Origin of the sequence: Streptomyces sp. ITFR-6 (assembly GCF_031844725.1) — a bacterium.
Classification (GTDB): Bacteria; Actinomycetota; Actinomycetes; order Streptomycetales; family Streptomycetaceae; genus Streptomyces.
The window spans coordinates 2,332,434-2,357,948 of sequence record NZ_CP134612.1 but is presented as its reverse complement, the minus strand read 5'-3'; the positions used below and the strand labels follow the sequence as shown (position 1 = coordinate 2,357,948).

General features: G+C 71.4%; 21 protein-coding genes. 11 read left to right on the top strand and 10 right to left on the bottom strand.

Translation table 11 applies throughout. The features are described 5' to 3' along the window. The first annotated feature begins 59 nt into the window (after positions 1-59). Positions 60-1,139 carry an alpha/beta fold hydrolase gene (locus tag RLT59_RS10410; protein WP_311303145.1) on the top strand — a complete coding sequence of 360 codons (1,080 nt, stop codon included), beginning with the start codon at positions 60-62 and terminating at the stop codon, positions 1,137-1,139. An 11-nt stretch (positions 1,140-1,150) separates the two neighbouring features. On the opposite strand, the gene RLT59_RS10405 is transcribed toward RLT59_RS10410, so the two are convergent. Further along, on the bottom strand, positions 1,151-1,780 hold the full coding sequence (locus RLT59_RS10405; protein ID WP_311303144.1) for a TetR/AcrR family transcriptional regulator: 630 nt from the start codon (positions 1,778-1,780) through the stop codon (positions 1,151-1,153). Between the two features lie 317 nt (positions 1,781-2,097). Here RLT59_RS10405 and RLT59_RS10400 point away from each other — a divergent pair, with 317 nt between their 5' ends. The 4 genes from RLT59_RS10400 to RLT59_RS10385 all read left to right on the top strand — a co-directional run bounded on the left by RLT59_RS10400 (position 2,098) and on the right by RLT59_RS10385 (position 6,321). Beyond that, positions 2,098-3,075, top strand: a complete 978-nt coding sequence (locus RLT59_RS10400; protein ID WP_311303143.1) for a tetratricopeptide repeat protein — start codon at positions 2,098-2,100, stop codon at positions 3,073-3,075. Positions 3,076-3,673: 598 nt separating this feature from the next. Continuing rightward, complete coding sequence (locus tag RLT59_RS10395) at positions 3,674-4,330, top strand: DUF6230 family protein (protein ID WP_311303142.1); 657 nt, start codon at positions 3,674-3,676, stop codon at positions 4,328-4,330. A 97-nt stretch (positions 4,331-4,427) separates the two neighbouring features. Beyond that, a complete protein-coding gene (locus tag RLT59_RS10390; RefSeq protein WP_311303141.1) occupies positions 4,428-5,009 on the top strand; it encodes a DUF6114 domain-containing protein in 582 nt (193 codons plus the stop codon). After that, the gene (locus RLT59_RS10385; protein WP_311303140.1) at positions 4,999-6,321 is read left to right on the top strand and encodes a hypothetical protein; all 1,323 of its coding nucleotides are present in this window, start codon (positions 4,999-5,001) and stop codon (positions 6,319-6,321) included. The genes RLT59_RS10390 and RLT59_RS10385 overlap by 11 nt, the downstream gene beginning before the upstream one ends. A 94-nt stretch (positions 6,322-6,415) precedes the next feature. Here the strand turns inward: RLT59_RS10385 and pyk are convergent, their stop codons facing one another. The 3 genes from pyk to pta form a co-directional block, all read right to left on the bottom strand. Next, complete coding sequence (gene pyk / locus RLT59_RS10380) at positions 6,416-7,846, bottom strand: pyruvate kinase (RefSeq protein ID WP_311303139.1); 1,431 nt, start codon at positions 7,844-7,846, stop codon at positions 6,416-6,418. A 74-nt stretch (positions 7,847-7,920) separates the two neighbouring features. After that, positions 7,921-9,159, bottom strand: coding sequence for an acetate kinase (locus RLT59_RS10375; RefSeq protein WP_311303138.1), 1,239 nt, complete (start codon positions 9,157-9,159; stop codon positions 7,921-7,923). Next, entirely contained in the window at positions 9,156-11,237 is a 2,082-nt protein-coding gene (pta, locus tag RLT59_RS10370; protein ID WP_311303137.1) for a phosphate acetyltransferase, read from the bottom strand. Before pta ends, RLT59_RS10375 begins: the two co-directional genes overlap by 4 nt. 225 nt (positions 11,238-11,462) lie before the next feature. Between pta and RLT59_RS10365 the strand changes: the two genes are divergently transcribed. Further along, positions 11,463-12,488 (top strand): ATP-dependent 6-phosphofructokinase, encoded by a 1,026-nt coding sequence (locus RLT59_RS10365; protein WP_311303136.1) that lies wholly within the window; start codon positions 11,463-11,465, stop codon positions 12,486-12,488. 85 nt (positions 12,489-12,573) lie between these two features. Here RLT59_RS10365 and RLT59_RS10360 read toward each other — a convergent pair whose 3' ends face one another. The 4 genes from RLT59_RS10360 to RLT59_RS10345 form a co-directional block, all read right to left on the bottom strand. Next, a complete protein-coding gene (locus tag RLT59_RS10360) occupies positions 12,574-13,197 on the bottom strand; it encodes a helix-turn-helix domain-containing protein (protein ID WP_311307674.1) in 624 nt (207 codons plus the stop codon). Positions 13,198-13,371: 174 nt separating this feature from the next. Continuing rightward, a complete protein-coding gene (locus RLT59_RS10355) occupies positions 13,372-14,046 on the bottom strand; it encodes a response regulator (protein ID WP_311307673.1) in 675 nt (224 codons plus the stop codon). Positions 14,047-14,051: 5 nt separating this feature from the next. Beyond that, positions 14,052-15,746, bottom strand: a complete 1,695-nt coding sequence (locus tag RLT59_RS10350) for a sensor histidine kinase (protein WP_311303135.1) — start codon at positions 15,744-15,746, stop codon at positions 14,052-14,054. A gap of 34 nt (positions 15,747-15,780) precedes the next feature. Continuing rightward, positions 15,781-16,431, bottom strand: coding sequence for a TetR/AcrR family transcriptional regulator (locus RLT59_RS10345; RefSeq protein ID WP_311303134.1), 651 nt, complete (start codon positions 16,429-16,431; stop codon positions 15,781-15,783). Positions 16,432-16,523: 92 nt separating this feature from the next. Between RLT59_RS10345 and RLT59_RS10340 the strand changes: the two genes are divergently transcribed. The 5 genes from RLT59_RS10340 (at position 16,524) to RLT59_RS10320 (ending at position 21,399) form a co-directional block, all read left to right on the top strand. Next, positions 16,524-17,660 (top strand): Gfo/Idh/MocA family protein, encoded by a 1,137-nt coding sequence (locus RLT59_RS10340; RefSeq protein WP_311303133.1) that lies wholly within the window; start codon positions 16,524-16,526, stop codon positions 17,658-17,660. A gap of 99 nt (positions 17,661-17,759) precedes the next feature. Then, positions 17,760-19,121 carry a cation:dicarboxylate symporter family transporter gene (locus RLT59_RS10335; protein ID WP_311303132.1) on the top strand — a complete coding sequence of 454 codons (1,362 nt, stop codon included), beginning with the start codon at positions 17,760-17,762 and terminating at the stop codon, positions 19,119-19,121. A 131-nt stretch (positions 19,122-19,252) separates the two neighbouring features. Next, on the top strand, positions 19,253-19,669 hold the full coding sequence (locus RLT59_RS10330; RefSeq protein WP_311303131.1) for a MerR family transcriptional regulator: 417 nt from the start codon (positions 19,253-19,255) through the stop codon (positions 19,667-19,669). Then, positions 19,666-20,010 carry a thioredoxin gene (gene trxA / locus RLT59_RS10325; protein WP_311303130.1) on the top strand — a complete coding sequence of 115 codons (345 nt, stop codon included), beginning with the start codon at positions 19,666-19,668 and terminating at the stop codon, positions 20,008-20,010. Before RLT59_RS10330 ends, trxA begins: the two co-directional genes overlap by 4 nt. Before the next feature lie 99 nt (positions 20,011-20,109). Then, positions 20,110-21,399: an HAD family hydrolase gene (locus tag RLT59_RS10320; protein WP_311303129.1), complete on the top strand. Its 1,290-nt coding sequence runs from the start codon at positions 20,110-20,112 to the stop codon at positions 21,397-21,399. A 70-nt stretch (positions 21,400-21,469) separates the two neighbouring features. On the opposite strand, the gene glgB is transcribed toward RLT59_RS10320, so the two are convergent. Both glgB and RLT59_RS10310 read right to left on the bottom strand, forming a co-directional pair. After that, positions 21,470-23,992, bottom strand: coding sequence for a 1,4-alpha-glucan branching enzyme (gene glgB, locus RLT59_RS10315; protein WP_311303128.1), 2,523 nt, complete (start codon positions 23,990-23,992; stop codon positions 21,470-21,472). A 99-nt stretch (positions 23,993-24,091) separates the two neighbouring features. After that, a complete protein-coding gene (locus RLT59_RS10310) occupies positions 24,092-25,492 on the bottom strand; it encodes a maltokinase N-terminal cap-like domain-containing protein (RefSeq protein ID WP_311303127.1) in 1,401 nt (466 codons plus the stop codon). Positions 25,493-25,515 lie beyond the last annotated feature (23 nt).

The following is a 25,515-nucleotide window of genomic DNA, read 5'->3' as shown; positions in this document are numbered from 1 at the left end:
ACCTCCGGAGGCCCGGGTAGGCGCAGCCGCGATACTCGTACCCCTCTGGAGGCAACACCGTGAGACTGTCCGGGAGAATCACAGCGGCCGCGGGCGCCGCACTCGCCGTACTCGGAACGCTGCTGGTCAGCGGTTCGACCGCGGTCAGTGCCGCACCGGCACCGAAGCCGAGGGTGCAGGACACCTTCGACTCGCTCGGCCCGGATGTGAAGGCCGCGAAGCTCTCCAGCGGCCGGACCGCGCACTACATCGACGAGGGGCGCAGGGGCGGCACCCCGGTCCTCTACATCGGCGGCACCGGAACCAGCGCGCGCGCCGCGCACATGACCGACTTCTTCCGGTCCACCCGGGAGTCGTTCGGCCTCCGGCTGATCTCCGTGGAGCGCAACGGCTTCGGTGACACGGAGTACGACCCCTCGCTCGGCAAGGCCGACTTCGCGAAGGACGCCCTGGAGGTCCTGGACCGGATCGGCGTCAAGAAGGTCTCGGTGATCGCGATCTCCGGCGGCGGCCCGTACGCCGCCGAGCTCGCCGCCCGCGCCCCCGGCCGGATCAAGGCCCTCCACCTGGCCGCCGCGCTCCCGCCGTACGGCGAGAAGGCCGCGTACTGCGGTCTGAGCGACGACGCGCTGGCCGACGCGGTCAAGGACTCGATAGCCGACCCGCGCTCCTGGTGGGCGTTCCCCGACGACAGTGCCGTCAAGTCCATCCCGGGCTTCGCCGACACCGCGTACGAGGAGGGCGCCCGCACGTACAACCAGCGCGGCCAGAAGTCCGATCCGGCGCCGCAGGTGCACGAGCAGAAGCTCTACTGCCAGCGTCCGGGCCCCGACCTGTCGAAGCTGAAGGCGCCCGTCTACCTCTACGGCGGCGACAAGGACACCACCGTGCCGACGGCCGCCGCCCTGGCCACCTGGCGCAAGGCGCTGCCGGTCACCCCGGTCGTCCGCACGTACGCCGACTCCGGCCATGACGTCCAGTACCGCCACTGGGACCAGATCCTGGTGGACCTGGCCGGTCAGGCAGACCGCACCGTCGTCTGCCACAGCGACCGCACCAAGCTGATGGCGCCGAAGCAGGCGGACCGCCTGGTCTCCGCCGGCCGGGCCACGCTGGGCAGCTGCGCCTGGCAGAAGTAACCTCCCGCGCCCTATCCGGCGGCGACCGCACCCAGCCCCGCCAGCAGCAGCAGGGTGAAGCGCCGGGCCCAGTCGGCATCGACGGGCTCGGCGCTCACCAGTGCCCGGTGCACCACCGCGCCGGCGATCACATCGAAGATCAGATCCGCCGTCAGGGCCGCCGAGGCCTCGTCCCGCTCCACCGGCAACTCGCCCCGGTCCTGGGCCCGTCGGCGGCCCTGGAGGACGAGGCGCTTCTGCCGGTCCACGATCGAGTCGCGGATCCGGGTCCGCAGCGCCTCGTCACGGGTCGACTCCGCGACCACCGCCATCAGCGCGGTCTGGGTCTCCGGCCGCTCCAGCAGCGCGGCGAACTGGAGCACCACCGCCTGCACATCGGCGGACAGGCTGCCCAGATCGGGGAGTTCCAGTTCGTCGAAGAGGACCGCGACCGCGTCCACGACCAGTTCGTTCTTGCCCGCCCAGCGCCGGTACAGCGTGGTCTTGGCGACCCCGGCCCGCGTCGCCACATCGCCCATCGTCAGCTTCGACCAGCCGAGGTCGACCAGGGAGGCTCTGGTCGCCTCCAGGATCGCCTCATCGGCCGCGGCACTGCGCGGGCGTCCCGTTCGCGTGGGTTTGGGGTGGCTGCGGCTGAGCATGACGCGACCATACCCGCCAGTAGCTAAATTCGACCGGGCCCGTCGGCCGTGAGACAGATCACCGGGTGGTCCTGTTCAGCAGGGGTCGTGGCCAGTTACGCTACGGGTCGTAGCGTAAGGACGACGGCTGTGCCGTCGTCGCGCGACGGACGAACGACAGCCACAGGCGCCGGGTGGGGACCGGGTGCCGAACCGGGTCTTTCAGGGGCCCTCGGACCGTGTCTGTCCGTACACCTCGCACACCGGCGGGGGTCGCGGACGGGCGCGGTTCATGTATCGCTTTCCGGATCGGTGGGCCAAGGGGGGAGGATGTACGTATGCAGCCTAGGAACATGTCCATGAGCGGCGTCGTCGACCTCGCCGCGGTGAAGGCGGCCGGTGAGGCCAAGGCAAAGGCGGAGCAGGCCCGTGCCGAGTCCGCCCGGCAGGGTGGCCCCGCCGCCGTACCCGCTTCCTCTCTTGTGTTCGACGTCGATGAGGCGGGCTTCGAGAGCGACGTACTGCAGCGCTCCGCCGAAGTCCCCGTCGTCATCGACTTCTGGGCCGAGTGGTGCGAGCCGTGCAAGCAGCTGGGACCGCTCCTGGAGCGGCTGGCCCAGGAGTACAACGGCCGCTTCGTGCTGGCCAAGGTCGATGTCGACGCCAACCAGATGCTGATGCAGCAGTTCGGGATCCAGGGCATCCCGGCGGTCTTCGCCGTCGTCGCCGGGCAGGCGCTGCCGCTCTTCCAGGGCGCGGCCCCCGAAGCCCAGATCAGGGAGACCCTGGACCAGCTGATCCAGGTCGGGGAGGAGCGCTTCGGGCTCACCGGCATCGTGGTCGACCGGGACGCGGCGGCCCCCGAAGGCGCGCGGGGGCCCGCCCCGGTGCCCGCCGGACCGTACGACGCCCTGCTGGAGGCGGCCGCGCAGGCGCTCGACGCCAATGACTTCGCCGGTGCCGTCCAGGCGTACAAGAACGTCCTCTCCGACGAGCCGGCCAACAGCGAGGCCAAGCTCGGCCTCGCCCAGGCCGAACTCCTGGCCCGGGTCCAGAAGACGGACCCGCAGCAGGTCCGCAAGGACGCCGCCGAGAATCCGGCTGATGTGCCGGCCCAGCTCGCCGCAGCCGACCTGGATCTGGTGGGCGGTCACGTCGAGGACGCGTTCGGCCGTCTCGTCGAGACGGTCCGCCGGACCTTCGGTGACGACCGGGACCGGGTGCGGGTGCGGCTGCTGGAGCTGTTCGAGGTGATCGGCCCCGACGACCCCCGGGTCGGCGCCGCGCGCACCGCTCTCGCGCGCGTCTTGTTCTGATCTGACAACACGGCCGCGACTCCCGGTGGGAGTCGCGGCCGTTTTCGCGTCGGGGCGATAAGAGAAGGCCGCGCTTTACCAAATCTTGATAAAAGCAACGGCTGTTACTCCGAGTAAATCACCCACTGGGATCTGTCCGGCTTCGGCCGTCAATGCCGTGATTCGTCTGCGGGTTCTGGGCAACCCTGTGTGGCCGCTCGGTGCCGCCCGGTCGGGGTCGGGTTATCGCGCCGTTACCAGTGAGTAACGAACCCCCTTGTGTCACGGCCGCTAATGGACCACGATCGGCCACGCTCGGTCCAATAACGCCAGTCCGGCTGCCAGTCGGTGCGGCGGCTCCGTTGGGTCCCCACCGGGTGGGCCGGCGGCAGTGGCGCCGGCTCCGGACAGGGGGGTTCCTGCTGAACGGCAGGGCCTGTCCGAAGAGGTTGCGCGAACGCGTGGCCAGTGGTTGTCGCTCGGGGGTGATCGCCGGTGATTCGGGCGCGGTTCACGTTTCCGTTCGCGGGCGCTCTCCTTTCCGGGGACGTAGCACTTCTCCATCCCGGGCCGGGCAGGATGCCAGGCCGGAGATGTACGTCCGAGAAGGAGGAAAAGTATGAGTTCCCAGGTTCGCGGTGGCACGAGATGGAAGCGTTTCGCTGTCGTCATGGTGCCGAGTGTCGTAGCCACCGCTGCGGTGGGTGTCGGCCTGGCGCAGGGTGCGCTCGCCGCGTCGTTCAGCGTGTCGGGGCAGCAGTTCAAGGTCTCGGCCGCCGAGCTGAATGGCGAGAACTTCGTCCAGTACGGCTCCATCGCGACGGAGGACGGCGCCGACCCCACGAAGGAGGGCAAGGCGCACGCCGTGGCCGTCTCCGGGTTCAGCCACGCCACCATCAGCAAGATGTGCCAGTCGGTCGTCACCCCCAACCTGCCGTTCGGGCTGGGCAGCGTGACACTGCGGCTGACAGCCGGTGACCCGGCCAAGACCAATGGCAAACTGGTCGACGCCACGGGTCTTTACCTCGACGTCTCGGATCTCAACGCTGACGCCGAGTTCGGAAACATCGACATCGGTGTGCGCACGGGCGATCTGGCGAACCCGGGCGTCCAGCCCAAGGCCGGGAAGTACGTCAACCCGAACGGGTTCTCGCAGCGGGCCGAGACCGCCAAGCTGACGGGCGTGAAGCAGCAGGCGTGGGCCACTACGGCGGGAACGTTCAAGCTGCCGGGTCTGCATCTGGCGTTGTCCAAGGGCGTCAACGAGTGCTACTAGGGCACTAGCCCGGGGCGGTCGGGGGCGCACAGCGGGTCCCCGACCGTCCACCCTTCTCCTTCTCACAGCAGTACCGGTTCCCAGGGAGCTGTTTTCCATGAGCCCCGAATCCCAAGGGCAGAACGAGCACTACCTCTCCGTCGCCCGGCGAGGCTTCCGCACCTGGCGGGGTGACCGGCCGTTCTGGGCCGGACTGTTCACCATGCTGGGCGGCGTGCCCATCATGTACTTCCCGTACGCGAACATGCACCTCGGCAACGTGACGCTGGCGATGTCCACCACGGCCGGCGCCGGTTCGCTGATCATCGGTGTCCTGCTCGTCACACTGGGCCTGACGATGTGGTTCCACAGCGTCGTCCGTGTGTTCGCCGGTGTCGCGGCGATTCTGCTGGCCCTCATCTCCATACCCGTCGCCAACATCGGCGGCTTCGTGATCGGCTTCATCTTCGCCCTGATCGGCGGCGCGCTCTCCGTGTCGTGGGCCCCGGGCGAGGCGCCGGCGGCGGAAGAGCCCGCGCCGGCCGCGGCCGCTCCCGCCGAGGAGGCCCCGGACACCCTCTCGTTCGCGAAGGGCGAGCCGCTTCCCGAGGGCGCGCTCCACGGGGCCGGCGTCCCCGAGCGGCAGGCCCCGTACGACACGACGGCCGAGGCCGAGGGCGGGAGGCATCGTGCGGGGTGACGACAAGCAGATGAACCGCTCGGACGAGAGCGGGCTCCAGGAACACAGGGGGCCCCGGCACGCCGCCCCCAGGAAGTCGCTTCTGACGAAGCTGCACATGCCCTCCGGTAAGAAGGCGTTCGCGCTCGCAGCGATGCCGACGGCTGTCTTCGTCGGGATGGGGCTCACCCCCAGGCTCGCGATGGCCGACGACAGCGCGGACATCCCCTACGCGCCCGGCCCCTGTGTGACCCGCTCCGACGAGCCGAGCGAGTCGCCCTCGCCCTCCGCATCGGAGACCAAGAAGCCGTCCCCGTCCGCCTCGGTGAGCGGCAAGGCCACACCGGACAAGAGCGACGGGGCCACTCCGAAGCCCTCCGCCACCCCGTCCGCGAGCGCCTCGGGCGACACGGAGACCGACTCCGCGAAGAAGGCCGGCGAAACCCCGGCCGAGACGCCGAGCGCGACCCCCTCGCCCACCCAGTCGAAGAACCCGCTCGACCCGCTGGGCCTCGGAGACGCGCTCAAGGACCTCTTCGACGGACCGGACAAGAAGACGCCGGACCCCTCCCCGAGCGACAGCACCGCGTCCCCGAAGCCTTCCACGAGCACCACGGACGAGAAGTCCTCGGACAAGGCCTCCGGCAAGACGGCGGACAAGCCGGCCGACAAGCCCGTCAAGAAGGTCACGGACGCGGCGAAGGACTCGGCCGACAAGACCGCCGACGCCATCCGCGAGGCGGCGGCCAAGGCCGGCAAGCCGGTCAAGGAGCTGGGGAAGGACGTCAAGGGACTCGACCCCAAGAAGGACGAGGACATCCCGGACGGCGCCAAGCCCTCCTTCCCGTGCCCGACCGCCGACCCGAAGGCACTGGCCGACGCCGATCTGGAGCAGGGCATCCCCCGCCTCCCGAACGACCCGTGGATCCTGGAGAGTTCGCTGCTCACCCTGAGCGGACTCGACTACAAGGGCATCGTGGAGGTGCAGAAGGGCGACGGCTCCACGAAGAAGGTGCTGAAGTTCACCGCCTCCTCCATCGACATCAAGGACCTCCACCAGCTCACGGTCGGCCCGCAGTCGGGCGCCACCGGCCATGTGACGTCGCGCAAGGGTTCCACCTCCACCATCCGCGACGGCGAGGTGACGATGTACACGGAGGAGCTGAAGGGCAACCTCTTCGGCCTCATCCCGATCACGTTCAGCCCCGAGACGCCGCCGCCGATCAACGTGCCGTTCGCCTTCTTCACCAAGGTGAAGGTGACCCAGGCCGGCCAGTTCGGCGGGACGCTGACGGTGCCGGGCCTGCATAACTACTTCACCCGGGGCAGCTGACGCGCCCCCGACCCATTCGGGAGCCGCACAACGGCTGTGGGCCGCACCCCCTTTTCGGGGATGCGGCCCACAGTCATGTCTGCGGCGGAGGCCGTCAGTCGCGGACCTGGCCGCCCACGTGGTGCACGCGCACCATGTTGGTCGTGCCCGGGACGCCGGGGGGCGAGCCGGCCGTGATGACCATCGTGTCGCCGTTGCTGTAGCGGTCCAGCTTCAGCAGCTCCGCGTCGACCAGGTCCACCATCGCGTCCGTGGTGTCCACGTGCGGGACCACGTGGGCCTCGACGCCCCAGCTGAGGGCCAGCTGGTTGCGGGTGGACTCGTCCGTGGTGAAGGCCAGGATGGGCTGGGCCGCGCGGTAGCGGGAGAGGCGGCGGGCGGTGTCGCCGGACTTGGTGAAGGCGACCAGCGCCTCACCGTTCAGGAAGTCCGCGATCTCGCAGGCCGCACGGGCGACCGAACCGCCCTGGGTGCGCGGCTTCTTGCCCGGCACCAGCGGCTGGAGGCCCTTGGAGAGCAGCTCCTCCTCGGCGGCGACGACGATCTTCGACATCGTCTTGACCGTCTCGATCGGGTAAGCGCCGACCGAGGACTCCGCGGAGAGCATGACCGCGTCCGCGCCGTCCAGGATCGCGTTCGCGACGTCGGACGCCTCGGCGCGGGTCGGGCGGGAGTTGGTGATCATCGACTCCATCATCTGGGTCGCCACGATCACCGGCTTGGCGTTCCGGCGGCAGAGCTCCACCAGGCGCTTCTGCACCATCGGGACCTTCTCCAGCGGGTACTCGACGGCGAGGTCGCCGCGGGCGACCATCACACCGTCGAACGCCGCGACGACGCCCTCCATGTTCTCGACGGCCTGCGGCTTCTCGACCTTGGCGATGACGGGGACCCGGCGGCCCTCCTCGTCCATGATCTTGTGGACGTCCTTGACGTCACCGGCGTCGCGCACGAAGGAGAGGGCGACCAGGTCGCAGCCCATCTTCAGGGCGAAGCGGAGGTCGTCGATGTCCTTCTCGGACAGGGCCGGGACGTTGACCGCCGCACCCGGCAGGTTGATCCCCTTGTGGTCGGAGATCACCCCGCCCTCGATGACGATGGTGTGGACCCGGGGGCCGTCCACGGAGACGACCTTCAGCTCGACGTTGCCGTCGTTGATCAGGATCGGGTCGCCCTTGGCGACGTCTCCGGGCAGGCCCTTGTAGGTCGTCCCGCAGATCGACTTGTCCCCGGGGACGTCCTCGGCGGTGATGACGAACTCGTCCCCGCGGACCAGTTCGACCGGGCCCTCGGCGAACTTCGCCAGGCGGATCTTCGGGCCCTGGAGGTCGGCGAGTACGCCGACCGCCCGGCCGGTCTCGGCGGCGGCCTCGCGGACCCGGTCGTAACGACCCTGGTGCTCCGCGTGGGAACCGTGACTGAAGTTGAATCGGGCCACGCTCATGCCGGCCTCGATCAGAGCGACGAGCTGCTCATGGGAGTCGACGGCGGGGCCGAGGGTGCAGACGATTTTGGAACGGCGCATGAGGCGGATCCTATCGGTTTGTTTCGCTGCGGAATATTCCGGCTGGTGGAAGATACAAAAGGGCGCGGGGGTGCTCAGTTGTCGACCAGTGCGTAGGTCTGGCCGGCGATCTCCAGCTCCTCGTCCGTCGGCACCACGGCGACCGCGACCCGTGCGTAATCCGGCGAGATCAGCCGGGGCGCGCCGGACCGTACGGCGTTGAGATCCGCGTCCACCACCAGGCCGAGCTCCTCCAGACCGGCGATCGCAGCCTCCCGTACGGGAGCGGAGTTCTCACCGACCCCCGCCGTGAACACCACGGCGTCCACCCGGCCGAGGACCGCCGAATAGGCGCCGATGTACTTCTTCAGCCGGTGGACGTAGATGTCGAACGCGAGGGCCGCGCGTTCGTCGCCCTCGTCGACCCGGCGCCGGATCTCCCGCATGTCGTTGTCGCCGCAGAGGCCGACCAGACCGCTCTTCTTGTTGAGCAGGACGTCGATCTCGTCCGCCGACATTCCCGCCACCCGCTTGAGGTGGAAGGTGACGGCCGGATCGATGTCTCCCGATCGCGTACCCATCACCAGCCCCTCCAAGGGGGTCAGTCCCATCGACGTCTCCACGCACCGGCCGCCCTTGACCGCCGAGGCCGACGCCCCGTTGCCCAGGTGCAGCACGATGACGTTGACCTCCTCGGGCGTCCTGCCCAGCAGCCCGGCCGTCTTGCGCGAGACGTACGCGTGCGAGGTGCCGTGGAATCCGTAGCGCCGGATCCGGTGCGCGTCGGCCGTCTCGACGTCGATCGCGTACCGGGCCGCGTACTCCGGCATCGTGGTGTGGAACGCGGTGTCGAAGACCGCCACCTGCGGCAGGTCGGGGCGCAGCGCCTGCGCGGTGCGGATGCCGGTGATGTTCGCCGGGTTGTGCAGCGGCGCCACCGGGACCAGGCGCTCGATCTCCTTCAGCACCTCGTCGGTGATCACGGTCGGCTCGGTGAACCGCAGCCCGCCGTGCACCACCCGGTGGCCGATCGCCGCCAGTTCGGGGGAGTCCAGGCCGAGCCCGTCGGCGGCCAGCTCCTCCGCGGCCGCCCTGAGCGCCGCGTCGTGGTCGGGGATCCGGCCCAGGCGCTCGCGGCTCTCGCCACCGCCGCCGGTCAGCGGGGTGTGCACCAGCCGGGACGTCTCCTCGCCGATCCGCTCGACCAGCCCGGACGCCAGCCGGGAGTGGTCGCGCATGTCCAGCAGCTGGTACTTCACGGAGGAGGAACCGGAGTTGAGGACGAGCACCCGGCTCGCCCCCTCGACTGCGGCGGCACCTTCGGTGGTGGTCATGCGGGTCGCTCCTCGCCCTGTGCCTGGATCGCCGTGATCGCCACGGTGTTGACGATGTCCTGCACCAGCGCGCCCCGGGACAGGTCGTTGACGGGCTTGCGCAGCCCTTGGAGGACCGGGCCGACGGCCACCGCTCCCGCCGAGCGCTGCACGGCCTTGTAGGTGTTGTTGCCGGTGTTCAGGTCCGGGAAGATCAGGACCGAGGCCTGGCCCGCCACCTCGGAGCCCGGCAGCTTCGTCGCGGCGACGCTCGGCTCCACCGCCGCGTCGTACTGGATCGGGCCCTCGATCATCAGCTCCGGGTGGCTCGCGCGCACCCGTTCCGTCGCCTCGCGGACCTTGTCGACGTCGGCGCCCGTGCCCGAGGTCCCCGTCGAGTACGAGAGCATCGCGATCCGGGGCTCGACGCCGAAGCGGGCCGCGGTCACCGCGGACTGCACGGCGATGTCCGCGAGCTGCTCCGCGTCCGGGTCCGGGTTGACCGCGCAGTCGCCGTACACCAGGACCTTGTCCGCGAGGCACATGAAGAAGACCGAGGAGACGATCGAGGCGGCCGGTTTGGTCTTGATGATCTCGAAGGCCGGGCGGATCGTCGCCGCCGTGGAGTGCACCGCTCCGGAGACCATGCCGTCCGCGAGCCCCTCCTGCACCATCAGGGTGCCGAAGTAGTTGACGTCCGAGACGACGTCGTACGCGAGCTCGACCGTGACCCCGCGGTGGGCGCGCAGCTGCGCGTACCGCTCCGCGAAGCCCTGGCGCAGCTCGGAGGTCTGCGGGTCGACGAGCTGGGTGCCGGCCAGGTCGATGCCGAGGTCGGCGGCCTTCTTGCGGATGACGCCGGGGTCACCGAGGAGGGTGAGGTCGCAGACGTCGCGCCGCAGCAGTACGTCGGCGGCGCGCAGCACCCGTTCCTCCGTGCCCTCGGGCAGGACCACCCGGCGCCGGTCGGCGCGGGCCTGCTCCAGCAGCTCGTGCTCGAACATCATCGGCGTGACCCGGCCGCTGCGGGCGACCGAGATCCGGTCGAGGAGCGTCCCGGTGTCGACATGGCGCTCGAAGAGGCCCAGCGCCGTCTCGGCCTTGCGCGGCGTCGCCGCGTTCAGCTTGCCCTCCAGGGCGAAGAGCTTCTCGGCGGTGGGGAAGGAACCTTCGGCCACCGCGACGACCGGGGTGCCCGGTGCGAGCCGTGCGGCCAGCGTGAGTATCTCCTCGCCGGGACGCTCGTTCAGCGTCAGCACGATGCCCGCGATGGGCGGGGTGCCGGCGCTGTGCGCGGCCAGCGAGCCGACCACCAGATCCGCCCGGTCCCCGGGCGTCACCACCACGCAGCCCGGCGTCAGCGCGTTCAGCAGATTCGGCAGCATCGCGCCGCCGAACACGAAGCCCAGCGCGTCCCTGGCCAGCCCCGCGTCGTCGCCCAGCAGCACCGTCCCGCCCAGCGCCGCGGTGATCTGGGCGACCGTCGGCGCCGAGAGGGCCGGATCGTCGGGCAGTACGGAAATGGGGACGGGCAGCGTGGCCGCGAGCCGCTCCGCGATGACCTCCCGGTCTTCCGAAGCCACCCGGTTCACCACCATCGCGACCACGTCGCAGCCCAGACCGGCGTACGCCCGGTAGGCGTTGCGGGTCTCGGCCCGCACGGACTCCGCGCTCTGGTCCTGGCCGCCGACCACCGCGATGACCGAGGCGCCGAACTCGTTGGCGAGGCGGGCGTTGAGGGCCAGCTCGTCGGGGAGCTGGGTGGCCGCGAAGTCGGTGCCGAGCACGAGGACCACCTCGTACTTCTGGGCGACCCGGTGGAAGCGGTCGACGAGCCGGGAGACGAGTTCGTCGGTACCCTGCTCGGCCTGGATCGCGGACGCCTCGTGGTAGTCGAGGCCGTAGACCGTCCCCGGGTCCTGGGAGAGCCGGTAGCGGGCCCGCAGCAGCTCGAACAGCCGGTCGGGATCGTCGTGGACCAGCGGGCGGAACACCCCGACCCGGTCCACCTGGCGCGTCAGGAGCTCCATGACTCCCAGATCGACGACCTGGCGGCCGTCTCCCCGGTCGATCCCGGTCACGTACACGCTGCGCGTCACGCGTGCTCTCCCGTCCTTGACTGGCAGGTATGGGTGATATCGCCTGTTTGACGATACCTGCGGGGGCCAAGGGGCCGCCCGCCGGGCGAAAGCCCCTCTCCGCGGCCCCGGAGCGGCCGGGAGCGCGGGGTACGTACCTGGCATGGGACAATCACCGTGGCTCACGGTACGGGGGATTCCGCAGTTGCCGCCGGACAGGCCCTAGCGAGCAGGAGATATAGCACGATGCGCATCGGAGTTCTCACCGCAGGCGGAGACTGCCCAGGCCTGAACGCAGTGATCCGCTCGGTCGTGCACCGTGCCGTGGTCGGTCACGGCGACGAGGTCATCGGATTCGAGGACGGGTTCAAGGGGCTCCTGGACGGCCACTTCCGCCCCCTCGACCTCAACGCGGTCAGCGGCATCCTCGCCCGCGGCGGCACCATCCTCGGCTCCGCCCGGCTGGAGCGCGACCGGCTCCGCGAGGCGGCCGAGAACTGCGCCGAGCTGAGCCGCCGTTACGGCATGGACGCGCTGATCCCGATCGGCGGCGAGGGCACCCTCACGGCCGCCCGGATGCTCGCGGACGCCGGTATGCCCGTCGTCGGCGTACCGAAGACCATCGACAACGACATCTCGGCCACCGACCGCACCTTCGGCTTCGACACCGCGGTCGGCGTCGCGACCGAGGCCATAGACCGTCTGAAGACCACCGCGGAGTCCCACCAGCGCGTCATGGTCGTCGAGGTGATGGGCCGCCACGCGGGCTGGATCGCGCTGGAGTCCGGAATGGCCGGCGGGGCGCACGGCATCTGCCTGCCCGAGCGGAGGTTCCAGGTCGAGGACCTGGTCAAGATGGTCGAGGAGCGGTTCGCGCGCGGCAAGAAGTTCGCCGTCATCTGTGTCGCGGAGGGCGCGCACCCGGCCGAGGGCTCGATGCCGTACGCCAAGGGCGCGATCGACCAGTTCGGCCACGAGCGCTTCCAGGGCATCGGCAACCGCCTCGCCGTCGAGCTGGAGACCCGGCTCGGCAAGGAGGCCAGGCCGGTCATCCTCGGCCATGTGCAGCGCGGCGGCACGCCGACCGCGTACGACCGGGTGCTCGCCACCCGCTTCGGCTGGCACGCGGTGGAAGCGGCGCACCGGGGCGACTTCGGCCGGATGACGGCGCTGCGCGGCAACGACATCGAGATGGTGCCGCTCGCCGACGCGGTGACCCAGCTGAAGCACGTTCCGCTGGAGCGGATGCACGAGGCCGAGTCGGTCTTCTGACCGGCCCGGCAGCCGAAAGAACGCGGCCGGGGCCCGGTCCGCACCGCCGATCAGGTGAGGCGGACCGGGCCCCGCCGGTCTCCGGTCACTTCTCCGCCGTCTGCCAGAACCTCGGCACGATCCGCGCCAGGAACGCCCGGCCCGCGTCACCCGTCGCGCCCTCCCGTTCGCCGCCGGTGCTGCTCCAGCTCAGCGTGGACACCATCAGCGCCTGGTACTCGGAGTGCAGCTGTTCCAGGACGGCCTGGAGCAGCCGCCGGTCCACCGGCACCACCTTCGCGACCGGTTTCACGTACGCCTGCCAGCGCGTCGTCACGGCGCTGCGCAGCAGCTCGGCCAGCTCCTCGTCCCGGCCGGTCGCCGTCACGAAGCCGGCCGCCGTCAGTCCCAGAGCCTCGGTGAGCGCCGCGGACTGGCGCTCGTTGCCCCGCCACCGCCCGGACTCCTCCATGCGCAGATATGCGGACGTGGCCATCCCCAGCCGCCCCGCCAGCTCGTCCGGCGACAGCTGCCGGGCGACCCGGTGCTCGCGCAGGGTCCGGGCGGCGGTCAGGAGTTCACCGGGAGCGCACCACAACACGCCTGCGAGCGCGGTGAGTTCGTACTCGCTCGGCAGGGCGAGTCCACGCTCCCAGGCGGCTACGGTCTCGGCGGTGATCCGGAGTCCGTACTGGGCGCCGAGGCCGTAGGCGACATGACCGGGAGCCATCCCCAGGGCCTCGCGCAGTCTGCGCGCGGCGGGGGCGTTGAAAGGCGGGGTGGGGTGCACGGCCCTACCGTAAAAGGTCGGAGGCAGTCTGACTACGGTGTGTTCCACCTAGGCCACGGCTCGTAGGAATCTCCTAGCGTCCGCGCGGGCCTGCGGGGCGTATCCGCAGCCCGTTCAGCGGGCCTCCGCCACCCACCGGTAGTGCAGTTCGGGGCGCCCGATCTGTCCGTACTGCGGACTGCGCACCGCACGCCCCGCGGTCACCAGGTGCTCCAGGTAGCGGCGCGCGGTGATGCGGGAGATCCCCAGCTCCACGCCCGCGGCGGCGGCCGTCACCCCGTCCGGGGCCGAGCGCAGCGCGCGGGTCACCGCCTCCAGCGTCGGACCGCTCAGCCCCTTCGGCAGCCGGGCGGGCTGCGGGGCGCGCAGCGAGGCGAGCGCGCGGTCGACCTCGTCCTGTCCGCTCGCCTCACCGGCCGCCGCCCGGAACTCCGCGTAGCGGACGAGCCGGTCGCGCAGGGTGGCGAAGGTGAACGGCTTCAGCACGTACTGGACGACACCGAGCGACACCCCCTCCCTGACCACGGCCAGATCGCGGGCCGAGGTCACCGCGATCACGTCGGCCGTGTGCCCGGCGGCCCGCAGTGAACGCAGCAGGTGCAGACCGTGTCCGTCCGGCAGGTAGAGGTCCAGGAGCAGCAGATCGACCGGCGTGCGCTCCAGCGCGCGCACCGCCTCCGCGCGGGAGTGCGCGACCGAGGCCACCGCGAACCCCGGCACCCGGTCCACGTACAGCTGATGGGCGTCGGCGGCGACCGGGTCGTCCTCGACGACCAGCACCCTGATCACGGGGTTCATGTGGCCCTGCTCCTTCTCGCGCCGCTGCCGTCGGGCAGCGGCAGCCGTACGGTGAACTCCGCGCCGCCGTCGGGCCCCCGCTCCAGTGTGACCGAGCCGCCGTTGCGGTGCGCGGCCTGCTGTACGAGCGCCAGGCCGATCCCCCGGCCGGCCCCGTGCGTCGACCAGCCACGCCGGAACACCTCCGCGGCGTCGGCCGGATCGACGCCGGTCCCGTTGTCCGCGACCCGCAGCAGGAGTTCGCCGTCCCCGGCGAGTGCCGTGACGGTGACCCGGGCGCGTACCGGGCGGTGCGGGGACGAGGTGCGCTGGGCGGGGACGGCGCCGTCCGCGGGGACGCTGTCCGGCGCGCCGGTCACCGCCTCCGACGCCGCGTCCACCGCGTTGTCGATCAGGTTGCCGAGGACGGTCACCAGATCGCGCTGCGGCAGCGACGCGGGCAGCGCCCCGTCGTAGATCAAACTGTCGTCCGCCAGCACCAGCTCCACACCCCGCTCGTTCGCCTGCGCCGCCTTGCCCAGCAGCAGGGCCGCCAGCACCGGTTCGGCCACCGCGCCGACGACGCGGTCGGTCAGGGCCTGCGCCAGCTCCAGCTCCGCCGTGGCGAAGCCCACCGCCTCCTGGGCCCGGTCCAGCTCGATCAGCGACACCACCGTGTGCAGCCGGTTCGCCGCCTCATGGGCCTGCGAGCGCAGCGCCTGGGTGAACCCCCGCTCCGAGTCCAACTCGCCCGAGAGCGCCTGGAGTTCCGTATGGTCGCGCAACGTCACGACCGTGCCGCGCCGCTCCCCGCCCACCACCGGACGGGTGTTGACCACGATCACCCGGTCCGCCGTCAGATGGACCTCGTCGACCCGTTCCTCGGAGGCGAGCAGCGCACCGGTCAGCGGCGCCGGCAGATCGAGTTCGCCGACCCGGCGCCCGACCGTACCCGGGGCCAGACCCAGCAGCTCCCGGCCCGCGTCGTTGATCAAGGCGATCCTGCGCTGCCCGTCGAGCATCAGCAGCCCCTCGCGCACCGCGTGCAGCGTGGCTTCGTGGTAGTCGTGCAGCCGGCTCAGCTCGGCGGCGTTCATCCCGTGGGTGTGCCGCCGGAGCCGGGCGTTGATCACATAGGTGCCGAGGCCGCCGAGCGCCAGGGCCCCACCCGCCGCGAGCGCCAGCGCGCGCAGCTGCTCCCGCACCTGGGTGGAGACCCGGTCGACCGTGATGCCCGCGCTGACCAGGCCGACGATCCTGCCGCGGTCCCGGACCGGCGTGACGACCCGGATGGAGGGGCCGAGCGTGCCGGTGTACGTCTCGGAGAACGTCTCGCCGCGCAGCGCCCGCGCCGTGTGCCCGAGGAAGGTCTCGCCGATCAGGCCGGTGGTCGGGTGCGTCCAGCGGACCCGGTGCGGATCCATGATGGTGACGAAGGCGACCCCGGTGTGCTTGCGGGTCGCTTCCGCGTACGGCTGGAGGACGGCCGAGGGGTCCGGGGTGCGGATGGCCTCCCGTACGGATGGTGAGTCGGCCACCGACAGCGCCACCGCCCGTGCCTGCCGGTTCGCGGTCTCGCGGGCCTGCGCGCTGCCCGAGGCGTACGCGAAGAAGGCGCACCCCGCCACGACGGCCGCCACCAGCACCACCTGCATGGCGAAGAGCTGACCGGCCAGGCTGCGCGGACGGGCACGGGGGCGGGGGATACGCATGGTTTCAGTCTGCCTGCCGGGTGCGGAGTGGTTGTCAGTGCGGCAGGTGCCGGCCCGGCGGGGTGCCCGGCAGCGAACCCGCCCGGGTGGGGCGCAGGCCATCGAGAACGACGTGCAGATTGCGCTCCCACTGCTGCTCGCCCGCTCGCATGCCCAGCGTCCGGGCGCCAGTCGCGGCGGCGGCGAGCAGGAACGGTACGTCCTGCCAGGTCACGTCCGAGCGCATGACGCCGGCCGCTTGGGCGCGCTCCACCAGGCGCCGGATCCGTTCCCGCAGTCCCGTCAGACGCTGGTCCAGAGCGTCTCCGCAGGCACCTCCGAGCGCTTCGCTGATGCCGCAGCTCTTGGCGCGCAGACGTACGTAGGCCGTGGCGAACGCAGACAGTCCGTGCCAGGGGTCGGGGTCTTCCAGAGCGCGGTCGGCAAGCTCCGCGATCTCGTCGAGCACCTCGTCGAGCACGGTTTCCAGCAGCATTTCGAGGGAGGGGATGCGTCGGTAGAAGGTGCCGACGCCGACGCCGGCCCGGCGCGCGATCTCATGCGCGGAGACGCCGACGCCGACCTCGGCGACCGCGATCCGGGCCGCGGCCACCAGTCGCTCGACATTGCGCCGCGCATCGGCCCGCGGGCGGCGTCCGGACTCGTCGGCCAGCAAGCGGTCCACGGCACTGTCCGGTCGGTTCATGAGCTGATTCTAGCAATATGTGGACAGTTTCTGTCCGCTTAGCTGGAGTCGCTTAAGCGGGCAAGGTCTGTCCGTTTAATCGGGTGGGGGTCATGGGCGTGGCGGCGAAGAAGATCCGAGTGGGTGTCATCGGCGCTAACCCCGACCGGAGCTGGGCGGCTCGGGCGCACATTCCGGCCCTGACGGCACTGCCCGACTACGAGATCACCGCAGTCGGCACCAGCCGCCCCGAGAGTGCCCGCGAGGCGGCGCGCCGGTTCGGAGCCGCGCATGCCTTCACCGATGCCCGGCGGCTCGCAGAGCACCCCGAGGTCGACCTGGTCGTGGTCACCGTCAAGGTCGCCGCCCACGCCGGGCTGGTGGGGGCGGCGCTGGCGGCCGGCAAGCACGTGTACTGCGAGTGGCCGCTGGCCCGGACCACGGAGGAGGCGGCCGCACTCGCGCAGCAGGCCCGCGAGTCGGGCGTCCGCCATGTGATCGGGCTGCAGGCGCGCCACGCCCCCGTGATCGCCTACGCCCATGACCTGGTCGCCGAAGGCCACGTGGGACGGGTCACCTCGGCCACGGTGTACGCCGCCCGTGGCAAGGGGGCCGGGGAACGAATCCCCGCCTGGGCGGCCTACACCCTCGACTCCGACAGCGGTGCCGGACTCCTGGAAATCGCGGGCGGGCACACGCTCGACGCGCTGCGGTACGTACTGGGTGACTTCAGTGACCTGTCGGCCTCGCTGTCCGTCCAGCATCCGCGCTACACCGTGGCCGAAACCGGTGAGACGGTCGAGGCGACCGGCCCCGACCATCTCCTGCTGAACGCGACCCTCGGCAGCGGCGCCGTCGTGTCGGCGCACATCCACGATGCCAAGGTCACCGACGCCCGGACCCGGCTGGAGATCTCCGGTACCCGGGGCGACCTCGTCATCACCTCCACCGAGGCGGGCGGGGCGGCGGGCATCCGGATCGATGAGCTGCGCCTGCTGGGCACCCCCGCCCCGGGCGGAACCCTCCAGGAGCTGCCCATCCCCGGCCGGTACCGCTGGGTGTCCGGGACCCGCCCGGACGCGGAGGGCTTCAACGTGGCGCAGATGTACGCCCGGCCGGCCCTCGACCTGCGCGCCGGTTCGCGCGACTCCCCGGACTTCGACGCGGGCCTGCGAGCGCACCGGCTTCTCGACGTGATCAGGCTCTCCGCGGCCACGGGCGCCCGCCGGTCACTGGCCGAAAACCTATGAACGAAATGCACGTAACAGTGACCGGCATCACAGGGCGAGGAATAGTCGCCGGGGCCCCCAGGGACGGGGGAGGGACAAAGAAGAGCCGAGGAGACCCTCGTGGCAGTGGCCGCCGCCAAACGGGACCGTACGAAGTATCTGTATCTCGCCGTGATCGTGGCGGTGGGGCTCGGCATCCTGGTGGGCCTTGTCGCCCCTGATGCCGCCGTCGAGCTCAAGCCGATCGGGACCGGCTTCGTCAATCTCATCAAGATGATGATCTCCCCGATCATCTTCTGCACGATCGTGCTGGGCGTCGGCTCGGTACGCAAGGCCGCCAAGGTCGGCGCCGTCGGCGGTCTGGCCCTCGGCTACTTCCTGGTGATGTCGACCGTCGCCCTGGCCATCGGCCTGGTCGTCGGCAACATCCTGGAGCCCGGCTCCAGCCTCCACATCACCGAGGCGACCCGCGCCGCGGGCGAGGCGCAGGCGGGCGACAGCGAGTCCACCGCGGACTTCCTGCTCGGCATCATCCCCGACACCATGGTGTCGTCCTTCACCTCTGGCGAGGTCCTGCAGACCCTGCTCATCGCCCTGCTCGCGGGCTTCGCGCTGCAGGCCCTGGGGTCGGCCGGCGAGCCCGTGCTGCGCGGCATCGGCCACCTCCAGCGCCTGGTCTTCCGCATCCTCGCCATGATCATGTGGCTCGCCCCGGTCGGCGCTTTCGGCGCCATGGCCGCGGTGGTCGGAGAGACCGGCGTGGACGCGCTGAAGTCCCTCGCCGTCATCATGATCGGCTTCTACATCACCTGCGGGCTCTTCGTGTTCCTGATCCTGGGCGCGATCCTGCGCCTGGTGGCCGGGCTCAACATCTTCTCCCTGCTGAAGTACCTGGGCCGGGAGTTCCTGCTCATCCTCTCCACCTCCTCGTCCGAATCGGCCCTGCCGAGGCTGATCGCGAAGATGGAGCACCTGGGCGTGAGCAAGCCCGTCGTCGGCATCACCGTGCCGACCGGCTACTCCTTCAACCTCGACGGCACCGCGATCTACCTCACGATGTCCTCGCTCTTCATCGCCAACGCGACGGGCGACCCGCTGAGCATCAGCGAGCAGATCTCGCTGCTGGTCTTCATGGTGATCGCCTCCAAGGGAGCCGCGGGCGTCACCGGCGCCGGTCTCGCCACCCTCGCGGGCGGCCTCCAGTCGCACCGCCCCGAACTGGTGGACGGCGTCGGCCTGATCGTCGGCATCGACCGCTTCATGAGCGAGGCCCGCGCCCTGACAAACTTCGCGGGCAACGCGGTCGCCACGGTCCTGGTCGGCACCTGGACCAAGGAGATCGACCGGGAGAAGGTCGACCAGGTCCTCTCCGGGGCGCTGCCGTTCGACGAGACGATGCTCTCGGACGAGGGCCCCGCAGAACCGCACGTCCCCGAGGCCAGGGACGGCGGCGAGGAACAGCCCTCGCTCGCCAAGGCCTGAACACGCCCCCATGCACGCCGGGCCGGTACGGAGCTTCCGTACCGGCCCGGCGTGCGTCCGCCCACCGGCCTGCCGGCCGCCCGCCCCGCCGCCCTTGCCTTGACGCCGACGTCAAGGACTACCGTCGGGACATGCGAATCGGGGAGCTGGCCGAGCGGGCCGGAACGACGACGCGGACTCTGCGCTACTACGAGTCGCGCGGGCTGCTGCCCACGCGGCGGGCGGAGAACGGGTACCGCACCTACGACGAGGGCGATCTGCGGCTGCTCCAGCAGATCCGGATCCTCCAGGACTTCGGGTTCGACCTGGAGGAGACCCGGCCCTTCGTCGACTGCCTGCGGGCCGGTCATCCGGCCGGTGACTCCTGCCCGGCGTCTTGGGCCGTCTACCGGCGCAAGCTCGGTGAGCTGGACGCGCTCATCGGCCAGCTGCGGTCTGTCCGCGCGGAGGTGGGCGCCCAGCTGGCCCGCGCCGAGCTGGAGGCGTCCGCCGGACTGCCCGGCGGCCCCGAACCACGATGCGAACTGAACTGGGAGGACGACACATGATCCAGGTGGAAGGCGTGGCCGAGGTCACCGACGAGACGTTCGACGCGGAGGTACTGGGGGCCTCGCTCCCCGTCCTCGTCGAATTCACCGCCGACTGGTGCGGACCGTGCCGCCAGCTCGCCCCGGTGCTGGGGGCGATCGCGGCAGAGGCGAGCGAGCGCATCAGGATCGTCCAGATCGACGTCGACCGGAACCCCGGGATCACCTCCCGGTACGCGGTGCTCTCGATGCCGACCCTGATGGTGTTCCGCTCCGGTGAGCCCGTGAAGTCGATGGTCGGCGCCCGGCCGAAGCGGCGACTGCTCCAGGAACTCGAAGAGGTGCTCCCGGCAGCGGTCTGAGAACCCGCCGGGTGCGGGGGCGAGCGGCTTTCGGCCCGCCGCACGGAGCGGAGCGCGCCCCCTCTACACCGCGGAAACATTGATGTACGGTCCACTCGCATGCGTACCCGACTTGTTCTCGCGTGGACCTCGGCGGTGACCGCCGCACTCGCGGTCGCGGCCGCGGCCGGCCCCGTGGCAGCCTCCCCGGCCGGTCGCGCGTCCGTGACGCCGACGGCCCGCTGCCCCCAACTCTCCGCCGGACTCCCCTGGTACGGCGACAACCGCGAGCGGTTGCAGCGCGTGATCGACGAGCGCGGCAGCTGCCGAGGCAGGGGCGGAGCACGCCCGGTCGCCGCGTTCGACTGGGACAACACCATCACCAAGAACGACGTCACCGACGCCACCATCAGCTGGTCCCTGCGGCACGACAAGATCCTCCGGCCCGCCCGCTGGAAGGACACCAGCAAGTGGCTGACCGACACCGCGGACAAGGCCCTCACCGAAGCCTGCGGCACGGACGTCGCGGTCGGAGCGCCCCTGCCCACCTCCACCGACGCCCGCTGCGCCGACGAGATCCTCCAGATCCGTGAGGACGGCACCACGATGAGCGGCGAGGCCGCCTTCGCGGGGAAGTGGAACCACCGGCGCACCGTTCCGCAGTACGCCTGGGTGCCCCAGCTGTTCGCCGGACACACCGTCCCCGAACTGCGCGCGTACACGGCGGCCGCCCGCACGGAGGCCCTCGCCGCCCCCGTCGGCGCGACCCGCACCGTCGGCACCCACGTCCTCCCGGCCTACGTCCGGTACTACGAACAGCAACGCGACCTCGTCCGTACGCTCCAGAAGGCCGGGTTCGACGTCTGGATCGTCTCGGCGGGCTCCGAGCCGGTCACCGAGGTCTGGTCGCGCGGCATCGGGATCGACCGCGCGCACACCGTCGCCATCCGCTCCGTACTCGACCGCAAGGGCCGCATCACGACCAGGAACGAGGGCTGCGGCGGGACCGGCGTCACCGAGGGCGAGGCCATCCCGTACATCGACGGCAAACGCTGCTGGATCAACCAGGAGATCTACGGGATGAAGGGCCGGGCCGCCTGGCACCGGCAGGCCCCGGACCGGCGGATCACCATCGGCGGCGGTGACGCCGACACCGACGTGACGTTCGTCGGTGACGCCACCGGCGCGCACCTCGTGCTCAACCGCAACAAGAACGAGGTGATGTGCCGTGCCTACGACAACGCCGACGGCCGCTGGGTCGTGAACCCCATGTTCATCGAGCCGCTGCCCCGCAGGACCACGGCCTACCCGTGCGCGACCGCCGCCTACACCGAGCCCGGCGGTGGCTTCGGCCCCGTACGGCGCGGCGACGGCAGCGTCGTACCGGACCAGCGGGACACGGTGTACTGACGCGGGACCAGGACATGAGGACGCCGGCGGCGGCCCCGGGAATCAGCCCGGGACCGCCGCCGGCCCCGCGTCAGGCCGGCCGCAGCCACACCGTCGCGAGCGGCGGGAGCGTCAGCGTCACGCTGGCCTCCCGGCCGTGGAACGGCACGGCCTCCGGCTTCAGCGGCTCCTCGTTGCACACGTCGCCGCCCCCGTACCGTGCCGCGTCCGTGTTCAGCACCTCCACCCAGGCCGCCGGTCCGTCCGGCACCCCGATCCGGTAGTCGTGCCGCACCACGGGGGAGAAGTGGGAGACGGCGAGCAGCGGTGATCCGGCCTCGTCGTACCGGACGAACGCGAACACGTTGTCCTCCGCCGCGTGCCCCTCCACCCAGGCGAACCCCTCCGGGACCGTGTCACGCTGCCAGAGCGAGGGCGTCGCCCCGTACACCGTGTTCAGATCGCTGACCAGGGTCCGCACGCCCCGGTGGTCGCTCTCCGCCGCGTACGACGGATCGAGCAGCCACCAGTCCGGGCCGTGGCCCTCCGACCACTCCGCCCCCTGCGCGAACTCCTGGCCCATGAAGAGCAGCTTCTTCCCGGGGTGGGCCCACATGAAGCCGAGGTAGGCACGGTGGTTGGCGCGCTGCTGCCACCAGTCGCCGGGCATCTTGCTGACCAGGGACCGCTTGCCGTGCACGACCTCGTCGTGCGAGATCGGCAGCACGTAGTTCTCGCTGTACGCGTACACCATCGAGAAGGTCATCTCGTTGTGGTGGTACTTGCGGTGCACCGGCTCCTTCGACACGTACTCCAGCGAGTCGTGCATCCAGCCCATGTTCCACTTCAGCCCGAAGCCGAGCCCGCCGAAACCGCCCGGACCGACGTGGTGCGTGGCGCGGGTGACACCGTCCCAGGCGGTGGACTCCTCGGCGATGGTGACGACGCCGGGGCTGCGCCGGTAGACCGTGGCGTTCATCTCCTGGAGGAAGGCGACGGCGTCCAGGTTCTCCCGGCCGCCGTGCTCGTTCGGGGACCACTGGCCCTCCTCGCGCGAGTAGTCGAGGTAGAGCATCGAGGCGACGGCGTCCACCCGCAGCCCGTCGATGTGGAACTCCTCGCACCAGTAAGTGGCGTTGGAGACCAGGAAGTTGCGCACCTCGGTGCGGCCGTAGTCGAATTCGAGCGTGCCCCAGTCCGGATGTGCGGCCCGCTGCGGGTCCGAGTGCTCGTACAGCGGCCGGCCGTCGAACTCCGCGAGCGCCCACTCGTCGCGCGGGAAGTGCGCGGGCACCCAGTCGACGATGACGCCGATCCCGGCCCGGTGCAGCGCGTCGACCAGGAAGCGGAAGTCGTCCGGCGAGCCCATCCGGGAGGTCGGGGCGTAGAAACCGGTCACCTGATAGCCCCAGGAGCCGCCGAAGGGGTGCTCGGAGACCGGCATCAGCTCCACATGCGTGAACCCCAGATCGCGCACGTACGCGGGGAGCTGCTCCGCCAGCTGGCGGTAGGTGAGGCCGGGCCGCCAGGACGGCAGGTGCACCTCGTAGACGGACAGCGGCGCCTCGTGCACCGGGACGTCCCCGCGGCGGGCCATCCACTCCTGGTCCTGCCAGACGTGGTGCGCGGCCGTCACGACCGAGGCGTTGGCGGGCGGGACCTCGGCGTGGCGGGCCATCGGGTCGGCGCGCAGCGTGTGGGTGCCGTCCGGGCGGCAGATGTCGAACTTGTAGAGCGCGCCCTCCCCGATCGCGGGCAGGAACAGCTCCCACACCCCGGTCGAGCCGAGCGAACGCATCGGGAAGCCGGTGCCGTCCCAGTAGTTGAAGTCACCCGAGACACGGACCCCGCGCGCGTTGGGGGCCCAGACGGTGAACCGGGTACCGGCGACGCCCTGGTGCTCCATCGTCCGGGCGCCCAGCGCGGTCCACAGCTCCTCGTGCCGGCCCTCGCCGATCAGATGCAGATCGAGATCGCCGAGCGCGGGCAGGAAGCGGTACGGGTCGTGGATCTCGATCTCGTTGTCCGCGTAGCCGACCAGGAGCTGGTACTCGGGGACCGCCGGCATCGGCAGAAGTCCGGAGAAGAAGCCGTCGCCGTCGTCGTGCAACTGGGCCCTGAGTCCCTTCGCCAGCACGGTGACCGTCCGTGCGAAGGGCCGCAGCACCCGGAAGGTGACCCCGCCGCGGATCTGGTGCGCGCCGAGCAGATCGTGCGGGGCGTGGTGCTCGCCCGCCAGCAGCCGGGCCCGGTCCCCGTCGTCCAGCGGCCGGGCCGGGCGGACCCCCTGACCCCCGGCCCGGCGTGGCCGGGGCGGGGCCGCCGCCCGCTTGGCCCGCTTGGCGGGAGCGGGGGCAGAAGCGGAGGCGGAAGCGGAGGCCGGGGATGGCGTGGGCGCGACGGCCGGGGCCGCGTCCGGCGTCGGCATCGGTGTGGTGACCGGCTCCGGTGGCGGGGCGCTCGCCTCCAGTGGTGCGAGGGTTCCGGTCGCCGGGCCTGCGGCGGCGTCGGCGTGCTCGGCGGCGGCGGACGCGGACGCGCCGGGCGTGGCCTCCGGGGTGCTCGTGGCGGGGGCGGGAGCGGGCGCTTTGCGGGACGGCTTGCGGGCGGTCACAGGGACAGCCTCCTCGGGGGAGTGGGCGGGGTGGGGGCGGGAGAGGTGGGGCCGGTGGACCGGGTGCGGCCGGTCCGCGGGGTGGTGGGGCGGTGGGGCTCAGCCGGTGGCGGCGGCGAGGCGGTGGATCGCGGCCATCGGGACCGGCAGCCAGTCGGGCCGGTGCCGGGCCTCGTACAGCACCTCGTACACCGCCTTGTCGGTCTCGTGGGCCCGCAGCAGTTCGGGTTCCGCGCGGGGATCGACGCCGGAGGCGGCGGCGTAGCCGTCGCAGTACGCGGAGCGGCAGCGCGCCGCCCAGTCGGCGTTCCACGGCCGGTGCGAGCGGGCCGCGTAGTCGAAGGAGCGGAGCATCCCGGCGATGTCGCGCGCCGGTGGCTGCGGGCTGCGGCGCTCGGTCAGCGGCCGGGCCGGTTCGCCCTCGAAGTCGATCAGCGACCAGAAGCCGTCGGCCCCGCGCAGGGTCTGGCCCAGGTGGAGGTCGCCGTGCACCCGCTGGGCCGCCCAGCTCCGCCCCCGGTGGCCCAGCGCCGTCACGGCGTCGAACGCGGCGCGCAGCCCCGGTACGTACGGCACCAGCTCCGGCACCGCGTGCGCGGCCGCCTCCAGCCGCCGCACCATACCGGCGGCCTGCTCCTCGCTCTCGCCCCGGCGCAGCGCCGGAGTGGGCAGCGCGGAGGCGAGCGCGGTGTGCACCTCCGCGGTGGCCCGGCCCAGTGCGTGGGCCTCCGGGCCGAAGTCCTCGCCCGCCGCGAGTGCGCGCAGGGCGAGCTGCCAGCCGTCCTGCGCGCCGCTCAGGAACGGCTGGAGCACCCCGAGCGTGAGGGGCTCGGGAACGGCCGACTCGAACCAGGCGACGGGGGCCGGTACGCGCCCGCACCCCTCGCGGGAGAGCGCGAGGGGAAGCTCCAGGTCGGGGTTGGTGCCCGGGAAGACCCGGCGGAAGATCTTGAGGATGTAGGCGTTGCCGTAGACGAGCGAGGAGTTGGACTGCTCGGTGTCCAGCACCCGGGGCGCGAGCTCGGCCGGAACCGGGGCGGTGCCCCGGCCGAACCGGAGCGCGCCGAGCGTGCCGGGGGTGCGCAGCCGCTCCAGCAGCAGGGCGGCGAGGCGCGGGTCGTGCAGCCCGTCGTAGACGGTCAGCCCGGCCAGCGGACCGTCCGTCACATGGCCGATGAGGGCCGGCGCCAGCCGCGCAGGCAGGGTGGGCCGCACGCCGAGCAGCAACTGGTAGCAGTCGATGGGCGGCTGGGCGGGCATGGTGGGCTGATGGACCCGGACCAGCAGGTGCAGGAGTCCGGGGCCGGTGGCGGCGGTGTCGCCGGGCTTCTCGACCGGCAGTATCTCGGTGGCCGAGACGAGCGAGAAGGCCGTGATCGGCCGTCCCTTGCCCGCGAACCAGCGCTGCCGGGGCAGCCATTCGTGGAGCAGCGGTCCGAGAGACGGGAGCAGGGCTGTGCTGTTCGCCAGGGTGACCTGAGCGGATGCAGCCTCCGACATGGCATCGCGTCCTTTCCCCGGGC